24 protein-coding genes and 1 pseudogene are annotated in these 24,925 nt (G+C 66.7%); 16 read left to right on the top strand and 9 right to left on the bottom strand.

Going from position 1 to position 24,925, the window contains the following annotated elements:
• Window positions 1-8 precede the first annotated feature (8 nt).
• The 4 genes from ccoO to L1081_RS31430 all read right to left on the bottom strand — a co-directional run bounded on the left by ccoO (window position 9) and on the right by L1081_RS31430 (window position 4,636).
• Window positions 9-638 (bottom strand): cytochrome-c oxidase, cbb3-type subunit II, encoded by a 630-nt coding sequence (gene ccoO / locus L1081_RS31445; protein ID WP_489417390.1) that lies wholly within the window; start codon window positions 636-638, stop codon window positions 9-11.
• Window positions 639-648: 10 nt separating this feature from the next.
• Window positions 649-2,088 (bottom strand): cytochrome-c oxidase, cbb3-type subunit I, encoded by a 1,440-nt coding sequence (ccoN, locus tag L1081_RS31440; protein WP_489417389.1) that lies wholly within the window; start codon window positions 2,086-2,088, stop codon window positions 649-651.
• Window positions 2,089-2,153: 65 nt separating this feature from the next.
• Window positions 2,154-2,291 carry a cbb3-type cytochrome oxidase assembly protein CcoS gene (ccoS, locus tag L1081_RS31435; protein WP_489417388.1) on the bottom strand — a complete coding sequence of 46 codons (138 nt, stop codon included), beginning with the start codon at window positions 2,289-2,291 and terminating at the stop codon, window positions 2,154-2,156.
• Window positions 2,291-4,636, bottom strand: coding sequence for a heavy metal translocating P-type ATPase (locus L1081_RS31430; RefSeq protein ID WP_489417387.1), 2,346 nt, complete (start codon window positions 4,634-4,636; stop codon window positions 2,291-2,293). Before L1081_RS31430 ends, ccoS begins: the two co-directional genes overlap by 1 nt.
• A 102-nt stretch (window positions 4,637-4,738) precedes the next feature.
• On the opposite strand from L1081_RS31430, the gene L1081_RS31425 reads away from it, so the two are divergent.
• The 3 genes and pseudogenes from L1081_RS31425 to L1081_RS31415 all read left to right on the top strand — a co-directional run bounded on the left by L1081_RS31425 (window position 4,739) and on the right by L1081_RS31415 (window position 7,136).
• Window positions 4,739-5,182, top strand: a complete 444-nt coding sequence (locus L1081_RS31425) for a universal stress protein (protein WP_489417386.1) — start codon at window positions 4,739-4,741, stop codon at window positions 5,180-5,182.
• A 173-nt stretch (window positions 5,183-5,355) separates the two neighbouring features.
• Window positions 5,356-5,622, top strand: a pseudogene (locus L1081_RS31420) (helix-turn-helix domain-containing protein); the annotation flags it as partial.
• A gap of 548 nt (window positions 5,623-6,170) precedes the next feature.
• Complete coding sequence (locus L1081_RS31415; RefSeq protein WP_489417385.1) at window positions 6,171-7,136, top strand: tripartite tricarboxylate transporter substrate-binding protein; 966 nt, start codon at window positions 6,171-6,173, stop codon at window positions 7,134-7,136.
• Between the two features lie 427 nt (window positions 7,137-7,563).
• Here L1081_RS31415 and L1081_RS31410 read toward each other — a convergent pair whose 3' ends face one another.
• From L1081_RS31410 to L1081_RS31400, 3 genes are read right to left on the bottom strand one after another with little or no spacing between them, the layout of a single operon-like run.
• Window positions 7,564-8,301: a molybdopterin-dependent oxidoreductase gene (locus L1081_RS31410; RefSeq protein WP_489417384.1), complete on the bottom strand. Its 738-nt coding sequence runs from the start codon at window positions 8,299-8,301 to the stop codon at window positions 7,564-7,566.
• Window positions 8,298-8,912, bottom strand: coding sequence for a cytochrome b/b6 domain-containing protein (locus tag L1081_RS31405; protein WP_489417383.1), 615 nt, complete (start codon window positions 8,910-8,912; stop codon window positions 8,298-8,300). The genes L1081_RS31410 and L1081_RS31405 overlap by 4 nt, the downstream gene beginning before the upstream one ends.
• Window positions 8,913-8,914: 2 nt before the next feature.
• On the bottom strand, window positions 8,915-9,550 hold the full coding sequence (locus L1081_RS31400; RefSeq protein WP_489418020.1) for a DUF5666 domain-containing protein: 636 nt from the start codon (window positions 9,548-9,550) through the stop codon (window positions 8,915-8,917).
• Between the two features lie 127 nt (window positions 9,551-9,677).
• Here L1081_RS31400 and L1081_RS31395 point away from each other — a divergent pair, with 127 nt between their 5' ends.
• Together L1081_RS31395 and L1081_RS31390 are read left to right on the top strand one after the other, a co-directional pair.
• Window positions 9,678-10,349, top strand: a complete 672-nt coding sequence (locus tag L1081_RS31395; RefSeq protein ID WP_489417382.1) for a heavy metal response regulator transcription factor — start codon at window positions 9,678-9,680, stop codon at window positions 10,347-10,349.
• The gene (locus tag L1081_RS31390) at window positions 10,346-11,749 is read left to right on the top strand and encodes a heavy metal sensor histidine kinase (RefSeq protein ID WP_489417381.1); all 1,404 of its coding nucleotides are present in this window, start codon (window positions 10,346-10,348) and stop codon (window positions 11,747-11,749) included. Before L1081_RS31395 ends, L1081_RS31390 begins: the two co-directional genes overlap by 4 nt.
• 24 nt (window positions 11,750-11,773) lie before the next feature.
• Here the strand turns inward: L1081_RS31390 and L1081_RS31385 are convergent, their stop codons facing one another.
• The gene (locus L1081_RS31385) at window positions 11,774-12,043 is read right to left on the bottom strand and encodes a hypothetical protein (protein WP_489417380.1); all 270 of its coding nucleotides are present in this window, start codon (window positions 12,041-12,043) and stop codon (window positions 11,774-11,776) included.
• 170 nt (window positions 12,044-12,213) lie between these two features.
• On the bottom strand, window positions 12,214-12,885 hold the full coding sequence (locus L1081_RS31380; RefSeq protein ID WP_489417379.1) for a glutathione S-transferase N-terminal domain-containing protein: 672 nt from the start codon (window positions 12,883-12,885) through the stop codon (window positions 12,214-12,216).
• Window positions 12,886-13,164: 279 nt separating this feature from the next.
• Here L1081_RS31380 and L1081_RS31375 point away from each other — a divergent pair, with 279 nt between their 5' ends.
• From L1081_RS31375 to L1081_RS31325, 11 genes are all read left to right on the top strand, one after another.
• Window positions 13,165-14,079, top strand: coding sequence for a LysR substrate-binding domain-containing protein (locus L1081_RS31375; protein ID WP_489417378.1), 915 nt, complete (start codon window positions 13,165-13,167; stop codon window positions 14,077-14,079).
• Window positions 14,080-14,238: 159 nt separating this feature from the next.
• Window positions 14,239-15,621: an SLC13 family permease gene (locus L1081_RS31370; RefSeq protein ID WP_489417377.1), complete on the top strand. Its 1,383-nt coding sequence runs from the start codon at window positions 14,239-14,241 to the stop codon at window positions 15,619-15,621.
• Between the two features lie 31 nt (window positions 15,622-15,652).
• Window positions 15,653-17,335 carry a malonate decarboxylase subunit alpha gene (gene mdcA, locus L1081_RS31365; protein WP_489417376.1) on the top strand — a complete coding sequence of 561 codons (1,683 nt, stop codon included), beginning with the start codon at window positions 15,653-15,655 and terminating at the stop codon, window positions 17,333-17,335.
• Window positions 17,336-17,349: 14 nt separating this feature from the next.
• Window positions 17,350-17,682: a malonate decarboxylase acyl carrier protein gene (gene mdcC, locus L1081_RS31360; RefSeq protein WP_489417375.1), complete on the top strand. Its 333-nt coding sequence runs from the start codon at window positions 17,350-17,352 to the stop codon at window positions 17,680-17,682.
• Window positions 17,679-18,560 carry a biotin-independent malonate decarboxylase subunit beta gene (locus tag L1081_RS31355; protein ID WP_489417374.1) on the top strand — a complete coding sequence of 294 codons (882 nt, stop codon included), beginning with the start codon at window positions 17,679-17,681 and terminating at the stop codon, window positions 18,558-18,560. Before mdcC ends, L1081_RS31355 begins: the two co-directional genes overlap by 4 nt.
• A gap of 25 nt (window positions 18,561-18,585) precedes the next feature.
• Window positions 18,586-19,287: a biotin-independent malonate decarboxylase subunit gamma gene (mdcE, locus tag L1081_RS31350; protein WP_489417373.1), complete on the top strand. Its 702-nt coding sequence runs from the start codon at window positions 18,586-18,588 to the stop codon at window positions 19,285-19,287.
• Between the two features lie 17 nt (window positions 19,288-19,304).
• Complete coding sequence (gene mdcG, locus L1081_RS31345) at window positions 19,305-19,997, top strand: malonate decarboxylase holo-[acyl-carrier-protein] synthase (RefSeq protein WP_489417372.1); 693 nt, start codon at window positions 19,305-19,307, stop codon at window positions 19,995-19,997.
• Entirely contained in the window at window positions 19,994-20,857 is an 864-nt protein-coding gene (locus tag L1081_RS31340; RefSeq protein WP_489417371.1) for a triphosphoribosyl-dephospho-CoA synthase, read from the top strand. Before mdcG ends, L1081_RS31340 begins: the two co-directional genes overlap by 4 nt.
• On the top strand, window positions 20,854-21,762 hold the full coding sequence (locus L1081_RS31335; protein ID WP_489417370.1) for an acyltransferase domain-containing protein: 909 nt from the start codon (window positions 20,854-20,856) through the stop codon (window positions 21,760-21,762). The genes L1081_RS31340 and L1081_RS31335 overlap by 4 nt, the downstream gene beginning before the upstream one ends.
• Before the next feature lie 94 nt (window positions 21,763-21,856).
• The gene (gene acs, locus L1081_RS31330) at window positions 21,857-23,779 is read left to right on the top strand and encodes an acetate--CoA ligase (RefSeq protein ID WP_489418019.1); all 1,923 of its coding nucleotides are present in this window, start codon (window positions 21,857-21,859) and stop codon (window positions 23,777-23,779) included.
• 123 nt (window positions 23,780-23,902) lie between these two features.
• Window positions 23,903-24,877, top strand: coding sequence for an alpha/beta fold hydrolase (locus L1081_RS31325; RefSeq protein WP_489417369.1), 975 nt, complete (start codon window positions 23,903-23,905; stop codon window positions 24,875-24,877).
• Window positions 24,878-24,925: the final 48 nt, after the last annotated feature.

The following is a 24,925-nucleotide window of genomic DNA, read 5'->3' as shown; positions in this document are numbered from 1 at the left end:
GGTGCTCCCTACTTGAGCGTGAGACCCAGCGATTGCAGATACGCCACCGTGGCATCCATCTCGGTCTTGCCGCGGACTTCTTCGGTGGCACTGGCGATTTCTTCGTCCGTGTACGGCACGCCGACACGGCGCAGCGCGCGCATGCGGCGCGGAATGGCTTCGGCATCGACCGGGGTCTTGCCGAGCCAGGAATAGGCCGGCATGTTCGATTCGGGCACCAGGTCGCGCGGGTTGTTCAGGTGAATGCGCTGCCACTCGTCGCTGTACTTGCCGCCCACGCGGTGCAGGTCGGGCCCGGTGCGCTTGCTGCCCCACTGAAAGGGGTGGTCGTAGACGAACTCGCCCGCCACCGAGTAGTGGCCGTAGCGCAGCGTCTCCGAGCGGAACGGCCGGATCATCTGCGAATGGCAGTTGTAGCAACCTTCGCGCAGGTACACGTCGCGGCCGGCGAGCTGCAGCGCCGTGGGCGGCTTCAAGCCCTGGATAGGTTCGGTGGTCGACTTCTGGAAGAACAGCGGCACGATCTCGACCAGCCCGCCGATGGCGACGACCACGAGAATCAGCACGATCATCAGCAGGTTGTTGGTCTCCACCTTCTCGTGAGTGAAGCCGCTCTTGGTTTCGGTTTTCGGGTTCATGGGTGCTTTCTCAGGCGTGGGCGATGGCGATGGCCGGGATCGACGCCCGCACGGAGCGCCCGGAGATGACAGTCATCCACACGTTCCACGCCATCACCAGCATTCCGCCGAGATACAGAAGGCCGCCGACCAGCCGCACCACGTAGAACGGGAACGTGGCCTTCACGCTTTCGACGAAGGTGTAGGTGAGCGTGCCGTCGGGGTTGATGGCGCGCCACATCAGGCCCTGCATCACGCCGGCGATCCACATGGCCGCGATGTAGAGAACGATGCCGATGGTGGCAACCCAGAAGTGGGCCTCGATGGCCTTCACGCTGTACATCTCGGTGCGGCCGTACATGCGCGGGATCAGGTAGTAGAGCGACCCCATGGTGATGAAGCCCACCCAGCCGAGCGCGCCGGCATGCACGTGGCCGACGGTCCAGTCGGTGTAGTGGCTCAGGGCGTTGACGGTCTTGATCGACATCATCGGCCCCTCGAAGGTCGCCATGCCGTAGAACGACAGTGCCACGATCAGGAAGCGCAGGATCGGGTCGGTGCGCAGCTTGTGCCAGGCGCCCGAGAGCGTCATCACGCCGTTGATCATTCCGCCCCAGCTCGGCGCGAGCAGGATGAGCGAGAACACCATGCCCAGGGACTGCGTCCAATCCGGCAGCGCCGTGTAGTGCAGGTGATGCGGGCCGGCCCACATGTAGGTGAAGATCAGCGCCCAGAAGTGGACGATGGAAAGCCGGTACGAATACACCGGCCGGCCGGCCTGCTTGGGGATGTAGTAGTACATCATTCCGAGGAAGCCAGCGGTGAGGAAGAAGCCCACAGCGTTATGGCCGTACCACCACTGCACCATGGCGTCCTGCACGCCTGCATAGGCCGAATAGCTCTTCATCCAGCCCGCCGGAATTTCGGCGCTGTTGACGATGTGCAGCAAGGCCACCGCGATGATGAACGCGCCGAAGAACCAGTTGGCCACGTAGATGTGGCGCACCTTGCGAACGCCGATGGTGCCGAAGAACACGATCGCGTAGGACACCCACACCACCGCAATGAGGATGTCGATGGGCCATTCGAGTTCGGCATACTCCTTGCCCGTGGTGTAGCCCAGCGGCAGGCTGATGGCGGCGGCCACGATCACGGCCTGCCAGCCCCAGAACACGAACGATGCGAGCCGCGGCGCGAACAGCCGGACCTGGCAGGTGCGCTGCACCACGTGGAAGCTGGTGGCCATGAGTGCGCAGCCGCCGAACGCGAAGATCACCGCGTTGGTGTGCAGCGGCCGCAAGCGGCCGTAGCCGAGCCATGGAATGCCGAGGTTGAGCTCGGGCCACGTCAGCTGCGAGGCGATGATCACGCCGACGAGCATGCCGACCACACCCCAAACGACGGACATGAGGGCGAACTGCCGTACGACGGTGTCGTCGTAGACCGCTACGGGAGGATTGGGTTCTTGCATCGTGCTGCCTCTTGATGGACTGCGGGCAGTGTCCCGTGGCACCCGCCCGGAGGGTTTGATGCAGATCAATCGTTGCGCAGGATCCGGTCGCCTTCGATCTCGACGTCTTCGAACTGCCCCCGCTCGATGGCCCACCACAGCCCGCCGAGGATGACGAGCACCAGCATGACCGACAGCGGTATCAAGAGAAAAAGGATGTCCATCAGCCGGCCGCCCTGCCCTCTGCCTTGCCGCCTGCCGTGCCATGAGGCGCCGAGAGCCGCGCCGCGTTGAGCACCACCACCAGCGAACTCACGGCCATGCCGAGACCCGCGAGCCACGCAGGCAGCCAGCCCGCAACGGCCAGCGGCACGCACAAGGCGTTGTAGCCGGCCGCCCATGCGAGGTTCTGCCGCACCACGCGCAGCGTTCGACGCGCCTGCGCGATGGTGCGTGGAATGGCCGCGAGCGCATCGCCCAGCACCACGAAGTCGGCCCGCGCACGCGAGAGCGGCACTGCGTTTCCAAAGGCGAAAGACGCATTCGCACGCGCCAGCGAAGGACCGTCGTTGAGGCCGTCTCCCACCATCGCGACTTGCCGACCCTCCGCCTGCAGCCGCCAGAGCACCTCGAGCTTGTCTTCGGGCTTGCAGTCGCCCTGGGCGAATTCAATGCCGGCACGCGCGGCGATTTCCCGGGCGGCGCTGTCGCGATCGCCGGAAAGCAGGCGCACCGTGATTCCTTCCGCCTGCAGCGCGGCCACCGCGGCTGCGGCGTCCGGGCGCAAGTCCTCGGCGAGCACGAAGCTCGCAATCCAGCCCTGCTCGTCGCAGAGGTGCACCTGCGGCGCATCGACCTGCAGCGGCGCCACGCCGCAATAGCTGGCGGACCCGAGCCGCACGCGCCGCGCGGTGCCGTCCGCGCTTGCATGGCGGCGCAGCAGGCCTTCGAGCCCGAGGCCCGCCAGTTCAGCCGGCTGCGTCACGCTCCATGCGGGCGGCGAGCGAAACGGGGCATTCCATGCGTTCACGAGCGCGCGTGCACCCGGATGGAGCGAGTGCACGCCGAGCGCTGCGCCTATCTCCAGCGCATCGCCGGGACGCAAACCCTGGCGGCAATACGCGCGATCGAGCCGTGGCGTGCCACCGGTCAACGTGCCCGTCTTGTCGAACACCACCGTATCGACCGCGGCCAACGCCTCCAGCGCCTGCAGGTTGGACGTCAGAACGCCTCCACGCGCCAGCGCACCCGCACTCGTGAGCATGGCGGCCGGCGTGGCAAGCGAGAGCGCGCACGGGCAGGTCACGATCAGCACCGCAACCGCCACCATCAGGGCCTTGCCCGAATCCACGGGCCACCAGAAAGCCGCGGCACCGGCGGCCGATGCGAGCACCACGATGAGAAACGGCCGGGCGATCCGGTCGGCAAGCTGGGCCAGCCGCGGCTTGCTCAGCGCGGCGCTTTCCATCAGCCGCACGATTTGCGCGAAGCGCGTGCCCTCGCCCACCGATTCGATGCGCACCTGAACCGTGGCCGAAAGGTTGTGGCTCCCCGCGAGCACGCGCTCGCCGCAGGCTCGCGGCACCGGGCGCGACTCGCCGGTGAGCAATGCTTCGTCGGTGCTGGTGCCGCCGTCGACCAGCACGCCGTCGGCCGGAAAAGCCTCGCCGGGGTGCACCCGCACGACGTCGCCCGCGGCCAGGCGCCGAACGGCCACGCGCTGCCAGCCGCCCTCGGCATCGAGGCGTTCGATGCTGTCGGGCAGCCGGTTCATCACAGCCTCGAGCGATCCGGCGGTGCGGTCCCGCAACCGTGCCTCGAGCCAGCGGCCCGTGAGCAGGAAGAACACGAACATGGTGAGCGAATCGAAATACACCTCGCGGCCCAGCGCGCCCGCGCCGTCGAAAGTGGCCGCGGTACTGACCGCAAAGGTGATGGCGACGCCGAAGGCGACCGGCACATCCATGCCGATGCGCGCATGGCGCAGGTCGCTCCATGCGCTACGGAAGAACGGGCCGCAGGAAAAGAACAGTACGGGCAGCGTCAGCACCCAGGAGGCCCAGCGAAGCAGCTGCGCGGCGTCCGCCGTCATCTCGCCGGGCCGCGCGATGTAGGCCGGGTAGGCATACATCATCACCTGCATCATGCAGAAGCCCGACACCAGCCAGCGCCAGAGCGCGAGCCGCAGCTCCCGGGAACGGTGTTCGCGCGCGGAACTGTTCGAAGCAGGCACCAGCGGGTACCCGGCGGCGGCAGAAGCCTCGAACCAGGATGAAGGACGCGTGGTAGCGCCCGACCACACCACGCGGGCCCGCCGGCTCGCGGCATTGACCTGCGCTTCGAGGACGCCGGACACCTTCAGCAAGGCGGCTTCGACCGTGAAAGCGCAGGCGGCGCAATGCATGCCCTCCACCGCGGCGCAGGACTCCCACCGCCCCGTGGCCGCATCGCCCTCCATGAGACGACCGAACGTCGGCCACTCGACCGGATCGTCCAGCACCCGCCACGCCTCATTGGAAGCAGGCATGGACGACGAGGGCGGAGAAAACGAGGCGAGCGCAGCTTGCATCGGGCAAGGCTAAAGGCGGCCGCCATGGCGCTCTTTGATCTGCATCAACCATCGGGCCCCTCGCCTGCCTAAGCTCGCGGCACAGACTCCCGGAGACTTTTCATGTTCAAACGCATCCTCGTCGCCACCGACGGCTCGGCGCTCTCGAAGAAGGCGGTAACCAGTGCGATCGCACTCGCCGTCCAGCACGATGCCGACCTCGTGGCGCTCACCGTGGTGCCGCACTACCCGAAGAGCTATTTCGACGGTGCCATGTCCTATTCGCCCGAGGACATCGGCCGCATCGAGAAGCAGTGGGCAGAAAAGGCACGGACCATGCTCGATACGGTGAAGGCGCGCGCCGAGCAGAGCGGCGTGCGGGTCAAGACGGCGACCGCCAATTCGGATCTGGTGGCGGAGTCGATTGTCGCCGCGGCAAAGAAGCACAAGAGCGACCTGATCGTGATGGCTTCGCATGGGCGCAAGGGCATCAAGCGCCTGCTGCTGGGCAGCGAGACGCAGCATGTGCTGACGCATTCGGCGCTGCCTGTGCTTGTGCTTCGGTAGGCCCTGCCCGGCCCTACGGAGCCCGTCGCCGGGTAGCTTGTCTCGGAGCGAGCAACCGATCTTAGGGTGTTGAGTGCCATCGAAAATTGACCCTCTAAACGCAGTAATTTCCGTCTAAGACTGACCCACGTAAAACTCTACCCTGCTCATTTTTAAAGCAGGGGATCCTAGGAGTGATAGACGTGGCGACATTGAGTGTCATCAGACGTTGGGCCCTGCGCGAGCAGATGTCCATCCGCGAGATAGCCAGGCGTACAGGCCTGTCTCGCAACACCGTAAAGAAGTACCTGCGAGCCGGCGACGAAGAGCCGCGCTACCCCAAGCGGGCGAGCTCGAGCAAGCTCGATCCCTATGCCGAGAAGCTCGCGACCTGGCTCGCGATCGAGGCCACCAAATCGCGGAAACAGCGGCGCAATCTGCGGCAGATCCACACACCGATGTTGGTTCCGAGGCAACTCGCGGCGCGAAGTCCGGCCGCATTGCGCTGCAAAAGTCCTCCCGGCTTCGGCACATGGTCCGCCGATTCGCTTCTTCAACAGCGACGAACTCCACCCTGCTCGAGCGTCTGCTGACACGCAACCAGGGTGGCGTAGGGTCCGACGAGCGGGAGGTGCAAAGCTCTCAGGCGCGCACGTCTGGGGAATATTGTGAGAAATCCGCGGCAGTCTTGAGAATGTTGTCGAGAATCGCGGCTGTCCGGATTTTTTTGTCAAGAGTACGTCCGACAACAATCTACAAACACTCGCAAAGACGTCAATAAAATCAACTACTTAGCGGTGTCCAGCTGTCTCGTGACTATTGTCGCCGCGGGCATTCGAGCTGCGCCACCACGGAACTCCTGCAACGGGTCGCGCACAGGGCTGCGCGCTCCCAACGAAGTTTTTCTTCTACGCATATCCGGTTTGCTTCGTTGGCTGGAACCGGGCGCGCATCTAGATTGCGCCGCCTGATGCAAACATTTCTTCTACCCCACGTCCCACGTCGCGCCATGCTGCTGAGCGCCCTGGCTTTTGCAGCCCTCCACCCATTCACCGCTGCCGCTGCCGACGAAGCGGCCGGGTTCCCATCAAAACCGGTGCACATCGTGGTGCCCGTGGCCGCGGGCGGCAGCGCCGACAAGCTCACGCGCCTCATCGCCGAACGCCTGACCGAACGCTGGGGCCAGAACGTGGTGGTCGAGAACGTGGCCGGCGCCAGCGGCACCATCGGCGCCGCGCGCGTGGCCAAGGCGGCGGCCGACGGCCACACGCTGCTTCAGCAGGGCGAAGGCCTGACGCTCAACACCATTCTTTTCGAGCGCCTGCCCTACGACGCGCAGAAGGCCTTCGCGCCGGTGATCAAGGCGGTGGCGAATCCGCAGATCCTCGTGGTCAACCCCAAGACCGGCATCAACGACTTCCGCGGCTACCTGGCACGCGCCAAGGCGCAACCGCAGTCGATCAGCCTCGGCCTGCCGGGCAACGGCGGCATCGCCCACGTAGCGCACGAAATGATCGCCCAGGACACCGGCGCGCAGGTGAACTACATCCCCTACTCCGGCGGCGGCCCTGCCACCCTCGACGTGCTCGCGGGCCATGTGGACGCCACGCTTATCACGCTGGCGGCGGTGACCGACCATGTGCGCGCCGGCAAGCTGCGCGCGCTGGCCGTGACCACCGGCTACCGGTCGAGCGCCCTGCCCGACGTGCCGACCATGGCCGAGGCCGGCCTGCCCGGCTTTGTCGTGGAGAGCTGGCAGGGATACTTCGCGCCGGCCGGCACGCCCGCCGCGGTGGTGGCAAAGATCAACCGCGACATCCAGGCCGTGATCTCCGCGCCGGAAACCCGCGCGAAGCTCGAGGACATGGGCTTCAAGGTCGCAGGCGGCACGCCTTCCGACATGGCGCGCACGCTGTCCGCCGAACGCGTGCGCTATGCCAGGACCATCCAGACCGCGGGCATCACGCTGCGCTGAGGGGCCGGCGTGCGCCAGCTTCCGGGATCCGGTTTCATGGCGGGACCGCGTACACGCATCACCGGATCAGCCCCGGCTGTCGCGCCTGACCCATCTGGTGACGTTCTACAAGACGCTTGGGGGGCGGTTGGATGGAGGGCTCGGAAGCCCAGGGCACATTCACACGCACCGCGGAACTGGCGCCGTGAGACGCAATCGCGCAGCCACCGAAATCACCCGCACCCGGGCGCTCCAAGCCGCGCTGGAAGCCTTTGCTTCCAGCGGCATGCGCGCACCACGCTGGAAAATGTGGCGAGGGGCTCGCTGGCGTGACACGCGGCGCGGTGTATTGGCACTTCGAGAACAAGGCCGAGGCGATCAAGCAGAACACCGGTCGCGGTCATAAGGCGGTCAATGCTTCGGCGGCAGGGTCGCCGAGTTGCCGATCTCATATTCCGCTGAACCAGTTGTATCCCTGGTCTTCCCAATAGCCCCCGGGATTCGTGTTGGTCACGAAGATCGCGGCGACGTGTTTCGCGCTCTTGAATCCGAGCTTGGTCGGCACACTCAGCCGCAGTGGGAAGCCGTTCGCCGTCGGCAGCGCTTCGTTGCCAAAGTCGAGCGCCAGCAACGTCTGCGGGTGCAGCGCGCTGGCCATGTCGAGGCTCGAGTGATAGCGGTCGGCACATTTGAAGCCGACGAAGCGCGCCGTCGTGTCTGCGCCGATGCGCTGCAGGAATGTCTGGAGCGGCACGCCGCGCCAGTCCCCGATGGCGCTCCAGCCCTCGATGCAAATATGGCGCGTGATCTGCCGGGCTTGCGGCAGCGTACGCAGGCGCTCGACGGTCCACGCCGTCTTGTCGGCGACGAGTCCCGAGACTTCGAGCCGCCAGCTCGACACGTCGACCTGGGGTGCGTCGAACTCCGGGTAGAACGCGTTGAACGGGAACGGCTTCGTGACCTGGCTCGCCGCATAGGTCGGCGCGAGGCGGCTGCCACTGAAGAGGCGGGCCTGCACGCGGTCGTTCCAGCGCGACAGCGCCCACAGGACCTTGTCGACCTGGTCGTTGTCCTGCAAGTTGCAGCCGGACAGCATCGAGAGCGCGCCAATCGACAGCGACGAACGCAGCAGCAGCCGTCGTTCGAGGTTGACGAGCTGCGTCTTGTGATCGGAGAGCTTGATCATGATGCGGTGCGGTGAGAAGCCCGCGCACGCCCGATGACCATCGGCAGCAGCGTGCGCGGCACGAGGAGGACGAGCAGCAGATGGATCGCGATGAAGCCGGCAATGCCCGCCATTGCCGCAAAGTGCACCTTGCGCGCGAAATCGAAGCCCCCAAAAAGGCCGGCCAGCCATGCCAGCTGCACCGGCTTCCAGATCGCCAGCCCCGAGGCGACGACGAGCACGCCAAGCAGCAGCACGACCACGTAGGCGAAGCGCTGCACCGTGTTGTAGCGGCCGACTTCATGCGACAGGCGCAACGTCAGTGCACGTCCGGTGTCGTGCAGCAACTCGCTGGCGCGAATAGGAAGAAACTCGCGGCGGAAGTGACCGCTGGCGATGCCGTAGAGCAAATACAGCAGGCCGTTCGCGACAAGCAGCCACATCGCCGCAAGGTGCCACGCAATGGCGCCACCGAGCCAACCGCCAAGTGTCATCCAGGCGGGGAACTGGAATGGCAGGATCGGCGACGCGTTGTAGATCGCCCAACCGCTCATCAGCATGCAGGTCATCGCGAATGCATTGACCCAATGGGCGGCGCGCACCGCCAGCGGATGAATCATCGTGCTCTTCATCGTCACATCGGCGGCGTCACGCCGTCCTTGCCCGCAGAGATGAAACTTGCAGACAGGCTTGAATCGGCTTCTTTCTTCGCGAACAGCACGACCTTGGTGCCGACCGTGAGCAACGAGCGGTCGCCGGGCTCGAGGTTGACGATCGGCACGTCATCCGGCACGACGATCTTCTTCTCGCCGCCCTTGTACTTGAGGATCAAGGTGCGGCCGTTGGTCGCGACCAGGTCACCCACGGTGCCGTTGGTCATCGTGCTCTTGGGCGCGAGGTCCCAGGCACGATGGCCATCGCCTGTGCCCGCCATCGCGGGCGGGAAAACATGCACCTCGAGCGCTTTCAGCGAACCATCGGGCAGCGGCGTCGCTGCGGTTCCGATGTAGCTGCCGGGCTTGATGTCGGTCAACTTGGCGAGCGTGACCGCGCGAACCTGGGTGTCCTTGTTGATCTTGATGGTCAGGTCTTCGCCGCGGTTGGTATGGACCTTGATCGCATCCTCGCCGACGGCGGTGATCGCGCCGCGCACACCGACCGGCGCTGGCGGCGTCTGGGCGTGCACGGCGTAGCTGGCGCCGAGCAGGCCGGCGCTCATCAAGGTCGGGAGGGCGAAGGTCCGAAGGAGTTTTCCGAATCTGATGTTCATGGATGAGCCATAGAGAATGAAGACAGGCCACTCTAGGGATCGCCCGTGCTCATGGGCATGACATTCGGATGACAAAAAAGTCATGAACCGGCGCTGCACCGCGAGAGAGAATGGCAAACACACTCCCATGAGCATCCTTGTTATCGAAGACGACCCGAAGACGGGCGATTACCTGAAGAAGGGCCTGAAGGAAAGCGGCTACGCCGTGGACCTTGCGCGCACCGGAACGGATGGGCTGCACATGGCGCTTGAACACGCCTACGACCTCGTCGTGCTTGACGTGATGCTGCCCGGCATCGACGGCTGGCAGATCATGCAGGCCTTGCGTGACAAGCGGGATCTGCCTGTGCTCTTCCTGACCGCGCGAGACCGCCTGGACGACCGCATCCGCGGCCTTGAACTCGGCGCTGACGACTATCTCGTCAAGCCCTTCTCGTTCACCGAACTGGTACTGCGCATCCGCACGCTGCTGCGCCGGGGCATCGTGCGAGAAGCCGAGTTCTACGAGTTCGCCGATCTGAAGGTTGACGTCCTGCGCCGCAAGGTCACTCGCGAAGGCAAGGAGATAGCGCTGACGAACAAGGAGTTCCTTCTGCTGCAACTGCTGATCAAGCGGCAGAGCGAGGCGCTCTCGCGCACGCTGATCGCCTCCGAAGTGTGGGACATGAATTTCGACAGCGACACCAATGTCGTCGACGTCGCGATCAAGCGCCTCCGCGCGAAGATCGATCAGCCGTTCGGGAAAAAATTGATCCACACGGTGCGCAGCATCGGCTATTCGTTCGGCGACGCGCCATGAGGTGGCTGCCGCGATCGCTGGCAGTGCGAGCCACCTTGCTGCTTGCGCTGATCGCGTGCGCGGTCACCGGCATGCTCGGCGCCTATTTCTATTATTCCGCGCGGTCGGCGATCACCGAGCAGCTCGACACGCGGCTGATCGGTCGCGTCGAGCACTTCCGCCGCCTGGTGGGCAACGTGCAGACGATCGCTGACCTGCACGAGCGGCCGTCGCTGTTCACGGCCATGCTGGGTGCCGAGAGCGATGTGCTGTTGCTGCGCCGCCCCGGCGAGGTACCTTTCATCGACGTCAACCCCCGTCGTTTTCCGGTGCCCGGCGCGCTCGCCGCAGTAGCGGCCGATCGTGATCTGGCGATCGGGAACGTGCTGAACACACCGACGGCGGATGGCGTGCCGATGCATTGGGTCGCGGCGCTCGCGCGTTCGGGCCGCAATGGCGATATGGTGGAGGTGGTCGCTGGCCACCCGCTGACCAACGAGGTGAAGATGATTCGCGCCAACCGAGATCGCGTCATCCTCAGCGCCCTTGTCGCGATGCTCGCTTCGACCATTCTTGCGTATCTGGTGTTGCGGCACGGCCTGAGGCCGCTGCACCGGGTTGCCGGCAAGGCGGCCTTGATCAACCCGATCAATCTCGCCGTGCGGCTGCCAGAGCATGACGCACCGCTCGAAGTGCAGCATATGGTCATTGCGTTCAACGCCATGCTTGACCGCATTGCCATCGGCTATGAGCGTCTTTCACAATTCTCTGCTGACCTCGCGCACGAGATCCGCACCCCCATCGGCGCGCTGATCGGACAGACGCAAGTCGCGTTGCAACGGGCTCGCAGCGCCGATGAGTACCAGCACCTTCTTGAATCGAACCTCGAAGAGCTGAACCGGTTGCGCCAGATTGCGGAGAACATCCTGTTCCTCGCGCAAGCCGACCATGCATCGCTGGCGATCGAGCGATCTCCGATTGCGCTGCATGGCGAGCTTGAGAAGATCGCCGAATACTTCGAGGGCCCTGCCGATGAGAACGGGCTTCGGTTCGAAGTGCAAGCCAGCGGTGTGGCCTTCGCCAATGCCGCGTTGTGCCGGCGTGCGGTCAACAACCTTGTCGTGAATGCAGTACGCCACGGCACACGGGGGACGACCGTGCGGCTGATCGGTGCGCAAGACGGCGACGTGGCGACGATTGCGGTCGAGAACGAAGGGGTGCCGGTCCCGCCCGAACAGCTCGGGCGCCTGTTCGACCGCTTCTATCGAGGCGACGCAGCACGCAGCTACACCGAATCCAACGGCCTCGGGCTTGCGATCGTCAAAGCGATCATGGCGTTGCACGGCGGCGAAGTGTGCGCTTCATGCCCTATGCCCGGCTTGATTCGCTTCGAGCTGCGCTTTGCCGCGATGAAGGGGTGAGTGCCGCAGGTCCCCTGGCGTTGATCAGGGTTTCGGCGGCTTCACGGGCTCGTTGGCGTTGTGCTGGATGGAGGACTCGGCAACGTACTTGTCCGCCTGCGCCACCTGTCCCGCCTCGAAGACCTCACGCCAGAAGTCGTAGACCAGGCGCTTGTTGGCGCGCAATACCGGATCAGCGCTCGCCAGGAGCGCCTCCTGGTCGGCGGCCGGCTGAACCGGGATCTGTGCTGCCGCGGCGAGGGGCAGGATGGCGGCAAGCGCAAAGAGCAGATGTGCGAACAGAGGGTTCTTCATGGATCAAGCCGGTTGTTGAGAGCGCTGGACTGCAGCCGTCATAGACGATCAGCGCGGGCCTTGTCCTTGAAAAGACCGATGAAGAGATTGCGCATCCAATGGTGTGCCGGGTCCGATTCGAACCGGGTGCGCGGCAGTTACCCGTGGGTTTTCGCTGACGTGCAACCCAGCTATTCCGCCCTGATGTCGGGTGACGCAATCGTGGGCACCCCTTGCGAGATGGCCGCGTGGTTCTGGGCCGCCATCGCGCTCCGGTAAGCAGGCCGCGCCTGCAGGCGCTCCCAATAGGCGCGAACCGACGGCGTGAACTGCTGGTCGAGGCCGAGATGCTGCGCCAGCAGCAGCGCGTAGCCGACCGAGACATCGGCGGCGGTGAAACGGTCTGCGCAAAGGAACGCCTGCTCCGACAAGAGAGGTTCCAGCGTCCGCAACCTTGCGAGGAACCACTTGCCGTAGTCGTGCGCTACCTGGGGCTGACGCCGTTCGCCCGTTTCGAAGTGCAGATAGCGCAGCACCAGTGTCTGCGGGAACGTCAGGGTCGCTTCGCCGAAATGCAGGTAATTCAGGTAGGCGCCAAAGGCCGGCTCGTCGACGCCGACATCGAGCTTTCCCGGGGAGAAGCGCGCCGCCAGGTACTGGCAGATGGCAGACGACTCCGTCATGCGAACGGTTCCGTCGAACATGGCCGGCACGGTTCCCAGGGGATTGATCTCCAGGTACGGCCGGGCCAGTGCGCGGGGCGGGAACGGCATCATCTTCAGCTCGTACGCAACCCCGATTTCCTCGAGGATCCACAAGGGGCGAAACGAACGTGCGCTCACGCAATGGTGCAGGGTAATCATGGCTTCAGTGCACCGAGAGTATCGCAGTCCGGCGTGGCGCCGGAACGATGGAGCCGGCCCGGGCCGCCGCCACGAACAACCTGATGCTGTAGGAATCGATTCGACGGGTCACGGGATTCATCGGATGGTGGGCTGTCAAGTGTGGCAGACCAGATAGCCGAAGTCTTCCAAGATGGCGTGCGGCGTGGGCAACGCCGGCGACGCACGACCCGCCGCGCCCCGCCAGCGCGAGCCGCTCGCCGTCCAGCGTTACGATCGGACCTCATCCGCAGGCCCTCCATGCTCCTCCACGTCGACGAAGAGATCACCTTCCGCAAGCTCGAGATCCTGCTGGCCTTCATGGAGACCGGCAATCTGGCCCGTGCGGCGGAAAAGCTCGAGATCAGCGCGGTCAGCGTGCACCGCGCCCTGCATTCGCTGGAAACCGGATTGCGCTGTGCGCTGTTCCGGCACGAAGGCCGCAACCTGCACCCAACCGAAGCCGCGCATGCGCTGGCGGAGGTGGCGCGCGAGGTGCTCCGCACCATGGCCCAGGGCATCCGCGCCACGCGGGAGGTCGCCGGCTACTCGGCCGACCGCATCCGCATCGGTTCGCTCTATTCGCTGACGAGCCGCACGGTGCCGCAGCTGATCATGGGCATGAAGCTGCGCAAGCCCGACCTGCACACCGAGCTCGTGCTCGGCTCCAACGCGCACCTGCTGCAGAAGCTGCGCGATGGCGCGATCGACGCCGCGCTCATGGCCATTCCCGAGGATGTTTCCGATGTCGAGTCGGAGCCCCTGTTCGAGGACGACATCCAGTTTGCCGCGCCGGTGGGCTCGCCCTACTCCGCGTTGGGCGAGATCGACCTGAGCAGCTGCGCCGGCGAACGCTTCGTGAGCCTGAGCGAAGGTTTCGTCACCTACCGGGGTTTTGTCGAGACCTTCCGCATCGCCGGCTTCACGCCCAACGTGGTGATGAAGACCGACGACATCTTCTCGCTGATGAACCTGGTGAGCGGCGGGGTCGGCTACACGCTGCTACCGGGGCGGGTGCGCGGCGTCATGCCGCAGAAGGTGCAGCTGATCCCGCTGCAGCCCCGGTATTTGATGCGCCAGACCATCGCGCTCAACTTCCTGCGCACGCGCGAGCGCGATCCCAACCTGCTTGCACTGCTGTCGGTGTGCCGGCTGGCCAAAGCCGAACTCGGCTGAGCGCGCGCCATCGGCCTGGTTCGGGTTAACCCTCGATCGTTTCGCAAGGCGTAAGGGTCGGCCACGCCGCTTCATTGATCGTCCCGGAGGGGGTCCGTAACGTACGGACCCAGGCGCACGGTGCATGTGCGCCGCACCTAAAACACCGGAGACGCCTGGATGAGTTCACATTGGATTTCGATCTACGCACTGGTCGGCATGTTCGTGCTGGCCACGGTGCTGCCCATCAACATGGGCGTGATCGCCTTCGTCGGCGCCTTCCTGGTCGGCACCCTGGTGGCCGGCATGAACGCGAAGGCGATCATGGGCGGCTTTCCCGCCGACCTGTTTCTCACGCTGGTGGGCATCACCTACCTGTTTGCGCTGGCGCAGAACAACGGCACCATCGACTGGCTCGTCAGGCTGGCGGTGCGCGCCGTGCGCGGGCGCATCGCCGCCATTCCGTGGATCATGTTCCTGATCGCCGCGCTGCTCACGGCGGTGGGCGCGGTCAGCCCGGCGGCGGTGGCCATCATCGCGCCGATTGCGCTCGGCTTTGCCGCCAAGTACGGCATCAATCCGCTGCTCATGGGCCTCATGGTCGTGCACGGTGCGCAGGGCGGCGGCTTCTCGCCGATCAGTATCTACGGTGGCATCACCAACAAGATCGTCGCCAAGGCCGGCCTGCCGCTCAACGAGATCGCCACCATGCTGGCGAGCCTCGGCGTCAACCTGTCGGTGTCGCTGCTGCTGTTCTTCCTCATGGGCGGCATGAAGCTGATGCGCCAGAGAGCGAATGCCGACGGCAGTGCGCCGGTCGTGCCGCGCGCATCGCATGGACAGAGCGGCGCCCAGGTGTATGGCGACGCCGAAGGCGAATCGTTCCCCGAAGAGCGGCGTACCGCGGCGCGGGCCGAGAACTCGCTGATGGAATCGGCGCCCGCCGAAGCCGCGAACTCCGGCTCGCGTGCCTACCAGATCGCGACCGTGGCCGGCCTGCTGGCGCTGGCCGTGCTGACGCTGTTCTTCAAGCAGGACATCGGCTTCGTCTCGATCACCATCGGCCTCGTGCTGACGCTGATGGCGCCCAACCTGCAAAAGCGCGCACTGGGCCAGGTGTCGTGGCCGGAGATCATGCTGATCGTGGGCGTCAGCACCTACGTGGGCGTGATGGACAAGATGGGCACGATCGACTTCGTGGGCCACAGCGTGGCTGGCCTCACCTCGCCCATGGTCGCTGCGCTGCTGCTGTGCTTCGTTGGCGCCGTGGTTTCGGCTTTTGCCTCGTCGACCGCCGTGCTCGGCTCGCTGATCCCGCTGGCGGTGCCTTTCCTGCAGGGCGATACGGGGGTCGGCGGCGTCAGCGCCATCGGCTTCATCGCGGCCATGGCCGTGTCCTCGACCATCGTCGACGTCAGCCCGTTCTCGACCAATGGCGCCCTGGTGCTCGCCAACGCCAAGGGCGTGGACCGCGACGTGTTCTTCCGGCAGCTGATGGTGTATGGCGCCATCGTGACGCTGGTGGCTCCCGTGGTGGTGTGGCTGCTCTTCGTGGTGCTCTGAGGCACTCCCCCATTTTCAAATCCATCCTCTCATGACCCTCAGTTCCTGGACCTCCAAGGCCGACGACCGCAGTGCCCGGCTCGCGCGCGCGGCCGACGCGCTCGGGACGCGGCTCGCCGGCAAGCGTGTCGAGACCGAAGCCATTGCCACCCTGCTCGAAGCCGTGCTCTCGCCCGGCGACCGTGTCTGCCTCGAAGGCAACAACCAGAAGCAGGCCGACTTCCTGGCGCAGGCGCTGGTACAGGTCGATCCGCAGCGCATCCACGGCCTGCACATGGTGCAGTCGGTGCTGGCGCTGCCGGAGCACCTGGACGTGTTCGAGAACGGCGTGGCGGCCCGGCTGGACTTCAGCTTCTCGGGGCCGCAGGGTGCGCGGCTGGCCAAGCTGGTGTCGGCCGGGCGCATCGAGATCGGGGCGATCCACACGTACCTCGAACTGTTCGCACGCTATTTCGTCGACCTGACGCCCAAGGTCGCGCTGGTCGCGGCGCAGGCAGCGGATGCCGAAGGCAATCTCTACACCGGCCCCAACACGGAAGACACGCCGGCCATCGTCGAGGCCACGGCGTTCTCGGGCGGCATCGTGATCGCGCAGGTCAACGAAATGGTCGACGGCAGGACCACCAAGCTGCCGCGCATCGACATTCCCGCCGACTGGGTGAGCTTCGTCGTCAAGGCGCCGCGGCCGAACTTCATCGAGCCGCTGTTCACGCGCGACCCGGCGCAGATCAGCGAGGTCCAGATCCTGATGGCGATGATGGCGATCAAGGGCATCTATGCCGAGTACGGCGTGCAGCGCCTGAATCACGGCATCGGCTTCGACACCGCGGCCATCGAGCTGCTGCTGCCGACCTACGCCGAGTCGCTCGGCCTCAAGGGCAAGATCGGCAAGCACTGGGCGCTGAACCCGCATCCGGCGCTGATCCCCGCCATCGAGGCGGGCTGGGTGGAGTCGGTGCATTCCTTCGGCTCCGAACTGGGCATGGAAGACTACATCCGCGCGCGCTCCGACGTGTTCTTCACCGGCCCCGACGGCAGCCTGCGCAGCAACCGCGCGTTCTGCCAGGCGGCGGGCCACTACGCCTGCGACATGTTCATCGGCTCGACCCTGCAGATCGACCTCGACGGCAACAGCTCCACCGCCACGCTGGGCCGCATCGCCGGCTTTGGCGGCGCGCCCAACATGGGCGCCGATGCGCGCGGCCGCAGGCACTCGAGCCCGGCCTGGCTCAAGGCCGGGCGCGAGGCGCGCGCCGGCCGCACCGGCGCCGCCGGCACGCCGCGCGGGCAGAAGCTGGTGGTGCAGATGGTCGAGACCTTCCGCGAGCACATGCAGCCGGCCTTCGTCGACCGGCTCGACGCATGGACGCTGCAGGAGCAGGCCGGCATGGACCTGCCGCCGATCATGATCTACGGCGACGACGTCTCGCACATCCTCACCGAAGAGGGCATTGCCAACCTGCTGCTGTGCCGCAGCGACGCGGAGCGCGAACAGGCCATCCGCGGCGTGGCCGGCTACACCGCGGTGGGCCTGGCGCGCGACAAGCGCGCGGTCGAGAACCTGCGCGACCGCGGCGTGATCCGCCGGCCGCAGGACCTTGGCATCGACCCGCGCCAGGCCACGCGCAACCTGCTGGCCGCACGCAGCATGCGCGACCTGGTGCGCGCCTCCGGCGGCTTGTACCAGCCGCCCAGGCGCTTCAGAAACTGGTAGCAGGAGATTCAACGATGAGCGACGTTCCCGCAGGGCTCGAAACCCTGGACTTTTCCTTTTCCGGCGGCCGGCCGGCCGGTGCGTTCGCGCCGGTGCTGGTCGGCGTGGTCGGCTCGGGCAATCTCGAGGTGCTGCTCGAGCCCGCCGGCGGCAATGCCTGCGCCGTGCGTATCGAAACCTCGGCGCGCGGCTTCGGACCGATCTGGCAGGCCGTGATGAACGACTTTCACGCGCGCCATCCGCTGGCCGGCGTGCGCGTGTCGATCAACGACATGGGTGCCACGCCCGCGGTGGTGAGCCTTCGGCTCGACCAGGCGGTGGCCGAGATCGCTGGAGGAAAGCCATGATCAGCTATGCCGAATGTTCGGCGCGCGAGCGGCTGGCGCTGCTGCTCGATCCCGGCAGCTTTCATGAATGGCTGCCCCCGAGCGAGCGGGTCATGAGCCCGCACCTGGCGCAACTGGGCGTGCCCTCCGCCTTCGACGACGGCGTGGCGGTCGGCCGTGCGCTGCTCGACGGCCGCAGCGTGTTCGTGGCCGCGCAGGAAGGCGCGTTCATGGGCGGCGGCGTGGGCGAGGTGCATGGCGCCAAGCTGGTCGGCCTGATGCAGCGCGCGCTGCGCGACCGGCCGGCGGCCGTGCTGCTGCTGGCCGAATCGGGCGGCGTGCGCCTGCACGAGGCCAATGCCGGGCTCATTGCGGTGTCTGAGGTGATGCGCGCCCTGCTCGACGTGCGCGCCGCGGGCATCCCGGTGCTGGTGCTGATCGGCGGTGCCAACGGCTGCTTCGGCGGCATGGGCATCGTGGCGCGCTGTACCGACCACATCGTGATGAGCGATGTCGGCCGGCTGGCGATGTCGGGCCCCGAAGTGATCGAGGCATCCCACGGCGTGGATGAATTCGACTCGCGCGACCGGGCGCTGGTCTGGCGCACGACGGGCGGCAAGCACCGCTGGCTGACCGGCGATTGCGATGCGCTGGTCGAAGACGACGTTGCCGCCTTCCGCGCGGCGGCCGTCGCGGCGATCGGCGCATCGAAGCCGTTCACGCTCGCGGCACTGGAGCAGGAGCACGCGCTGCTCACGCAACGCCTGCACGCCCTGGACACCGCCGACACCACGGACCGCGACGAGGCGGAGCTGCTCTGGAGCGCGCTCGGCATTGCCGATGCGCCGCAGGTCGGCGAGCTTTCGGTGGACGCCGTGCGCGCGCTTCGCACCATCTGACAGAGACACACAGAGAGGGCATCACATGCAGTGGAATTCACTTGTCACCCAGCTCTTCGGCCCCTACCACGGCATGCGCGAAGACGAAGACTTTCTGCAAGGCGAAGTCATCTTCGACGGTGAGCCGGTGGCGGTGATCGGCACCACCAATCACGCGCCCATCGGTGTCCGGCTCGCACTGGCGCAGGCCCGCGTGGTGCTGGACACCGTCTCGCAGCACCCGGGCCGACCGATCCTGCTGCTGATCGACACCCAGGGCCAGCAATTGCGCCGGCGCGACGAACTGCTCGGCATCAACCGGGCGATGGCACACCTGGGCGCCAGCATCGACCTGGCGCGGCGCCGCGGCCACCGCGTGATCGGCCTGGTGTACGACCAGGCGCTGTCGGGCGGCTTCATCACCTCGGGCCTGATTGCCGATGCATGCTACGCGCTGCCCGACGCCGAGATCCGCGTGATGCGCATCCCCGCGATGGCGCGCGTGACCAAGTTGCCCGAAGAGAAGCTCACCGCGCTGTCCCAATCCAACCCGGTGTTCGCACCCGGCGTGCAGAACTACGTGGCGATGGGCGGCGTGCGTTCGCTCTGGAAGGGCGACCTGCAGGCCTGCCTGCGCGAGGCCCTGGCCCATGCGCCGACCGAGGACCAGCGTGCACGGGACGGCGCCGAACGAGGCGGCCGCCGGCTCGCCGCATCGGTCGTTCAACGCGTGCTGGACGCCGCCTGATTTCGGCCTGAATGCGCATGACTGCCATGCTTCCGCCGCGCCGCCACCAGCTCGCCCGCCTCTCCACGAGCGGATGGGCCGCCTTGCTCGGCCGGCCGTGGGATGCGCAGGCACGCGACTGCCTCGCGCATTGGGCATCGCACCGGCTGCCGCTGGTCGTGACGCGCCAGCCGGCGGACGCCACGGCCGATGGATGGATCGCGCTCGGCTTGCCTGCGCCTGTGCGCTGGCACCGGCGCCGGCTTGCGCTGCAGGTGCCGCAGGCGGCGGTGCAGGGCCTCGGCGAATTCCCACGGCTCGCCGACATGCAGCAGCTGCTGCCCCCGTCGGCGCGTGGCGCAGTGCGTGAACTGCTGGGCAGCCTCGACGCAAGCCATGCGACCGCGCGCGTGTTCGGCAGCTTCGGCTGGCAGGCGATCAGCGGCCTCGATCACGTGCGGGATGATTCCGATCTCGATCTGTCGATCGCCGTCGAAGGCGCGGCACATGCGGATGCCGTGGTTCGTGCGCTCGGGTCCTTCGAGGCGGAACGGCCCCGGCTCGATGGCGAACTCATGTTCGCGGATGGCGCGGCCGTGGCCTGGCGTGAATGGCGCGAGTGGCGCGCCGGATCTGCGCGGGCGGTGCTGGTCAAGCGCCTGGACGGCGTGTGCCTTCAGCGGGATACCGCCTGGTGCGGGCAAGCCGAGATCATGGAACCGGTCGCATGAGGAACGCCGCACTCTCGCTGGCCCCGGATTCACGGCCGACACTGGCAGCGATCGGTCGCGCCGCCACGCTCGCGCTGTACGACGAACTGTCGCTGTCGCCCAAGCCTGGCCTGGTCACCTTGATCGACTGCGGCAGCCACGACGACATGGACGCGCACACCTTCATGCGCAGCCTGTTCTCGCTGCGCGGCTACTTCGTGCAGATCGCCGAGGCCGGGTCGACCGGTGCGGATTTCGCCGTGCTGGAGCGGCATGGCATTGCGGCCGAGGCGCGCATGCTGGCCGCGACCGGCGGCATCAATACGCACCGCGGCGCGATCTTCATGCTCGGCCTGCTGTGCGCCGCGGCGGGCGCGGCACTGCGCGAACAAGACGGTCCACTGCACCCGGCAGCACTGCGCGATGCGCTGCGCCGGCACTGGGGCGGCGCCCTCGACAGGCGGAGCCTACGGCCGCCCACCCTCCCCGGGGGCATCGCAGCACGGCGCCACAGCCTGCGCAGCGCATCCGAAGAGGCGGCCCTGGCGTTTCCGGTGCTGTTCGAGACCGCGCTGCCCGCATTGAATGATGCACTGGCCCGGGGCCTCTCACCCCGCCTGGCCCGGCTCGACACCTTGTTCCACATCATCGCGGTGCTGGACGACAGCAATCTCGCGCACCGCGGCGGCCTTGCCGGCCTGCGTGATGCCCAGGCTGCCGCGCAAGACTTCCTCGACGGGGGCGGCATCGCCCGGCCCGGCGGCCTTCAGCAGGCGCAGGTCATTGCGGCCGATTTCGTGCGGCGCCGCCTGTCGCCCGGCGGGGCGGCGGACACGCTGGCCGCGGCCTGCTGGATCCGGCGCGTGTGTCCGGCCCCATGAGCTTCGCACTGCTTTTTTCCGGCCAGGGAACCCAGCATCCCGAAATGCTGCCGTGGTTGGCGGACGACGCGCTCGTGCGCGGCATGTGCGCGCAACTCGGCGTCGACGATTGGCGCCGTGCGCTCGCCGATGCGCACTGGGCGGCGCGCAACGACAACGCACAGGCGCTGCTGACGGGCCTTGCCCTGGCAGCCTGGGGGCAGCTCGCACCGAGGGTCCCGCCGCCCGCCGCGGTCGCCGGCTACAGCGTCGGCGAACTGGCCGCCTTCAGCGCGGCCGGCGTGATCGATCCCGCCACGGCATCGGCACTTGCGCCGCAGCGGGCGGAAGCGATGGACCGCTGCGCCGCCCGGGTGCCCGGCGGCCTGCTGGCCGTCAGCGGCCTTTCCGGGCGGCAGCTCGAACAGTTGCGCGCCGGAACGGGGCTTGAACTCGCCATTCGCAACGGCGATGCCAGCGTGGTCCTCGGCGGTCCTCTCGCCGCGTTGGACGACGCCGAGCGCAGGGCCGCGGCAGCCGGTGCGCAGTGCACCCGCCTGCGGGTCAACGTTGCTTCCCACACGTCCTGGATGCGCGAGGCGGCGCAGAGCTTTTCGCTCACGCTGGCCGAAGTGCCGTTTCACGCGCCGCAGGTCGTGCTGTTCAGCAATGCGGGGGACCGCATCCGAGATGCAGGGTCCGCCCGCGTCGCGCTGGCTGCCCAGATCGCGCAGACGGTTCGCTGGGACGAATGCATGGAGAACATCTCGGCCCGGCAGGTACGTTGCGTTCTTGAAGTCGGCCCGGGCCAGGCCCTGGCACGCATGTGGAACCAGCGCTTTCCCACCGTGCCCGCACGCGCCTGCGATGACTTCCGCAGTGCCGCGGCGGTTGCAGCCTGGCTGAACAGCCATGCGCAGCCATGAGTCCAGGCAGAGCGCTTGAAGTCTTGAATCGAACAACAGGAGATCCATCGTGAGCAGCAACGAACCCAAGACACTTCTCTACCCGGCTCCGGACATGAAGGACGCCCATGTGTACGGCATGGACGCCTATGAAAAACTGGTGGCCGAGGCCGAAGCCGACTTCAGCGGCTACTGGTCGCGCCTCGCGCGCGAGTTCCTGGGCTGGAAGACGCCGTTCACCCAGGGGCTCGACGACAGCCAGGCGCCCTTCTTCAAGTGGTTCGAGGACGGCACGCTGAACGTGTCCTGGAACTGCCTGGACCGCCAGGTCGAGCACGGCCTGGGCGACAAGACCGCGATCATCTTCGAAGCCGACGACGGGCAAGTGACGCGGGTCAGCTACCGCGAACTGCTCGCGCGCACCTGCCGCATGGCCAATGCGCTGAGGGCGCGCGGCGTGAAGAAGGGCGACCGCGTCGTCATCTACATGTCGATGAGCATCGAGGGCGTGGCCGCGATGCAGGCCTGCGCGCGCATCGGCGCCACGCATTCGGTGGTGTTCGGCGGCTTCTCGGCGCAAAGCCTGCGCGACCGCATCCAGGATGCCGGCGCCGTCATGGTCATCACCGCCGACGAGCAGGTCCGCGGCGGCAAGCAGCTGCCGCTCAAGGCCATCGTCGACGATGCCATCGCGCTGGGCGGCTGCGAGCGCGTGAAGAACGTCATCGTCTACCGGCGCACCGGCGGGCCGATCGGCTGGGAGCCCTCGCGCGACCGCTGGCTGCACGACGAGACACAAACCCAGCCGGAGACCTGCGAACCCGAATGGGTCGGCGCCGAGCATCCCCTGTTCGTGCTCTACACCTCCGGGTCGACCGGCAAGCCGAAGGGCGTGCAGCATTCCAGCGGCGGCTACCTGCTGCATGCGGCGCTCACGACGAAGTGGACCTTCGACCTGAAGCCCGCCGACGTGTTCTGGTGCACCGCCGACATCGGCTGGGTCACGGGCCACACCTACATCGCCTACGGTCCGCTGGCGCTGGGCGCCACCGAAGTGGTGTTCGAAGGCGTGCCCACCTACCCCGACGCGGGCCGCTTCTGGCAGATGATCCAGGACCACGAGGTGAGCGTGTTCTACACCGCGCCCACAGCCATTCGCTCGCTGATCAAGGCGGCCGAAGGCAACGAAGCCGTGCACCCGAAGCGCTACGACCTGTCGAGCCTGCGCATCCTGGGTTCGGTCGGCGAGCCGATCAATCCGGCGGCCTGGGAGTGGTTCCATGAACACGTCGGCGGCGGCCGCTGTCCGATCGTCGACACTTTCTGGCAGACGGAAACCGGCGGCCACATGATCACGCCGCTGCCGGGCGCCACGCCGCTGGTGCCGGGTTCCTGCACCCTGCCCTTCCCCGGCATCGCGGCGGCCATCGTCGACGAAACCGGCGCCGACGTGCCGGACGGCCAAGGCGGCATCCTCGTGGTGAAGAAGCCCTGGCCGAGCATGATCCGCACGATCTGGGGCGATCCGGAGCGCTTCAAGGCGAGCTACTTCCCGCCGGAGCTCAAGGGCTTCTACCTTGCGGGCGACGGCGCGATCCGCGATGCGCAGACCGGCTATTTCACGATCACCGGCCGCATCGACGATGTACTCAATGTCTCGGGCCACCGCATGGGCACGATGGAGATCGAATCGGCGCTGGTGTCGTGCACCGCGCTCGTGGCCGAAGCCGCGGTGGTCGGCCGCCCCGACGACACCACCGGCGAGGCGATCTGCGCCTTCGTCGTGCTGAAGCGCGCGCGCCCGACCGGAGACGAGGCGAAGAAGATCGCGAACGAGCTGCGCAACTGGGTCGCAAAAGAGATCGGCCCGATCGCCAAGCCCAAGGACATCCGCTTTGGCGACAACCTGCCGAAGACGCGCAGCGGCAAGATCATGCGCAGGCTGCTGCGCTCCGTGGCCAAGGGCGAGCCGATCACGCAGGACACGTCGACGCTGGAGAACCCGGCCATCCTGGCGCAATTGTCGGAGCGGAATTGAGTGGTGTCGGGCATTCCTGCGAACAAACAGACAACTGAGTGTTAGATCGTTCAAGCCAGTTCGATCGGTGATGCGTAGGCTCGTCTGCGGCCTCCAGACCTTTCCAATCCCTCTTGAACGAACATGGCACTTGAACCAGACCCCCTCGGCACCCCCTCTTCCGTTCCTTCGCGACGGCAACTGCTCGCCACCGGCGCCGGCCTGGCCGCGGCCGCGGGAATGCCGTTCGCGGCAAGCGCCGCGTCCCCGCTTCCGAGCGGAAAAGGCACAACCTCCAGGAACACCATCACGACCAGGGACGGCACCCAGATCTACTACAAGGACTGGGGCAGCGGACAGCCCGTCGTCTTTTCGCACGGCTGGCCGCTGAGCGCGGACGACTGGGACGGCCAGATGCTGTTCTTCCTGCGCCAGGGCTTTCGCGTCATCGCGCATGACCGGCGCGGGCACGGGCGTTCGAGCCAGGGCGCGACCGGCCACGACATGGACCACTACGCCGACGACCTGGCCGCGCTCACCGAAGCGCTCGACCTGCGCAAGGCCATCCATGTCGGCCATTCCACGGGCGGCGGCGAGGTGGCGCGCTACATCAGCCGGCACGGCAGCAAGCGGGTTGCCAAGGCCGTGCTGATCAGCGCGGTGCCCCCGCTGATGCGGAAGACCGCGGCCAATCCCAACGGCGTGCCCATCGAGGTGCTGGACGGCATCCGCGCGGCTGTGGCCAGCAACCGGCCGCAGTTCTTCAAGGACTTCACGCTGCCGTTCTACGGCTTCAACCGTCCCGGCGCGAAGATCTCGGAAGGCATCCGCGAGCACTGGTGGCAGCAGGGCATGATGGGTTCCATCCAGGCGCACTACGACGGCATCAAGGCATTCTCGGAGACCGACTTCACCGAGGACCTAAAGAAGATGGACGTGCCGACGCTGGTGATGCACGGCGACGACGACCAGGTCGTGCCGATCGGGATCTCGAGCGAGATGACCGCGAAGCTCATCAGGAACGCGACCTTGAAGGTCTACCCGGGACTGCCGCACGGCATGTGCGCAACCCATGCCGACCTCATCAATCCCGACCTGCTCGCGTTCTTCAAGAGCTGAGGCCGCCGGCTGAGACCGCAGGAGGCCGTCAGGGCCTCCTGCCGCGGC

Source organism: Variovorax sp. MSC1_012 (assembly GCF_023667525.1).
Classification (GTDB): domain Bacteria; phylum Pseudomonadota; class Gammaproteobacteria; order Burkholderiales; family Burkholderiaceae_C; genus Variovorax; species Variovorax beijingensis_B.
The sequence above is the reverse complement of the archived record's forward strand: the minus strand, read 5'-3'. Positions and strand labels throughout refer to the sequence as shown.

Coding starts and splice junctions, on each gene's coding strand:
- ccoO (WP_489417390.1), bottom strand. CDS start 638: ATGAACCCGAAAACCGAAACCAAGAGCGGCTTCACTCACGAGAAGGTG.
- ccoN (WP_489417389.1), bottom strand. CDS start 2,088: ATGCAAGAACCCAATCCTCCCGTAGCGGTCTACGACGACACCGTCGTA.
- ccoS (WP_489417388.1), bottom strand. CDS start 2,291: ATGGACATCCTTTTTCTCTTGATACCGCTGTCGGTCATGCTGGTGCTC.
- L1081_RS31430 (WP_489417387.1), bottom strand. CDS start 4,636: ATGCAAGCTGCGCTCGCCTCGTTTTCTCCGCCCTCGTCGTCCATGCCT.
- L1081_RS31425 (WP_489417386.1), top strand. CDS start 4,739: ATGTTCAAACGCATCCTCGTCGCCACCGACGGCTCGGCGCTCTCGAAG.
- L1081_RS31415 (WP_489417385.1), top strand. CDS start 6,171: ATGCTGCTGAGCGCCCTGGCTTTTGCAGCCCTCCACCCATTCACCGCT.
- L1081_RS31410 (WP_489417384.1), bottom strand. CDS start 8,301: ATGATCAAGCTCTCCGATCACAAGACGCAGCTCGTCAACCTCGAACGA.
- L1081_RS31405 (WP_489417383.1), bottom strand. CDS start 8,912: ATGAAGAGCACGATGATTCATCCGCTGGCGGTGCGCGCCGCCCATTGG.
- L1081_RS31400 (WP_489418020.1), bottom strand. CDS start 9,550: ATGAACATCAGATTCGGAAAACTCCTTCGGACCTTCGCCCTCCCGACC.
- L1081_RS31395 (WP_489417382.1), top strand. CDS start 9,678: ATGAGCATCCTTGTTATCGAAGACGACCCGAAGACGGGCGATTACCTG.
- L1081_RS31390 (WP_489417381.1), top strand. CDS start 10,346: ATGAGGTGGCTGCCGCGATCGCTGGCAGTGCGAGCCACCTTGCTGCTT.
- L1081_RS31385 (WP_489417380.1), bottom strand. CDS start 12,043: ATGAAGAACCCTCTGTTCGCACATCTGCTCTTTGCGCTTGCCGCCATC.
- L1081_RS31380 (WP_489417379.1), bottom strand. CDS start 12,885: ATGATTACCCTGCACCATTGCGTGAGCGCACGTTCGTTTCGCCCCTTG.
- L1081_RS31375 (WP_489417378.1), top strand. CDS start 13,165: ATGCTCCTCCACGTCGACGAAGAGATCACCTTCCGCAAGCTCGAGATC.
- L1081_RS31370 (WP_489417377.1), top strand. CDS start 14,239: ATGAGTTCACATTGGATTTCGATCTACGCACTGGTCGGCATGTTCGTG.
- mdcA (WP_489417376.1), top strand. CDS start 15,653: ATGACCCTCAGTTCCTGGACCTCCAAGGCCGACGACCGCAGTGCCCGG.
- mdcC (WP_489417375.1), top strand. CDS start 17,350: ATGAGCGACGTTCCCGCAGGGCTCGAAACCCTGGACTTTTCCTTTTCC.
- L1081_RS31355 (WP_489417374.1), top strand. CDS start 17,679: ATGATCAGCTATGCCGAATGTTCGGCGCGCGAGCGGCTGGCGCTGCTG.
- mdcE (WP_489417373.1), top strand. CDS start 18,586: ATGCAGTGGAATTCACTTGTCACCCAGCTCTTCGGCCCCTACCACGGC.
- mdcG (WP_489417372.1), top strand. CDS start 19,305: ATGACTGCCATGCTTCCGCCGCGCCGCCACCAGCTCGCCCGCCTCTCC.
- L1081_RS31340 (WP_489417371.1), top strand. CDS start 19,994: ATGAGGAACGCCGCACTCTCGCTGGCCCCGGATTCACGGCCGACACTG.
- L1081_RS31335 (WP_489417370.1), top strand. CDS start 20,854: ATGAGCTTCGCACTGCTTTTTTCCGGCCAGGGAACCCAGCATCCCGAA.
- acs (WP_489418019.1), top strand. CDS start 21,857: ATGAAGGACGCCCATGTGTACGGCATGGACGCCTATGAAAAACTGGTG.
- L1081_RS31325 (WP_489417369.1), top strand. CDS start 23,903: ATGGCACTTGAACCAGACCCCCTCGGCACCCCCTCTTCCGTTCCTTCG.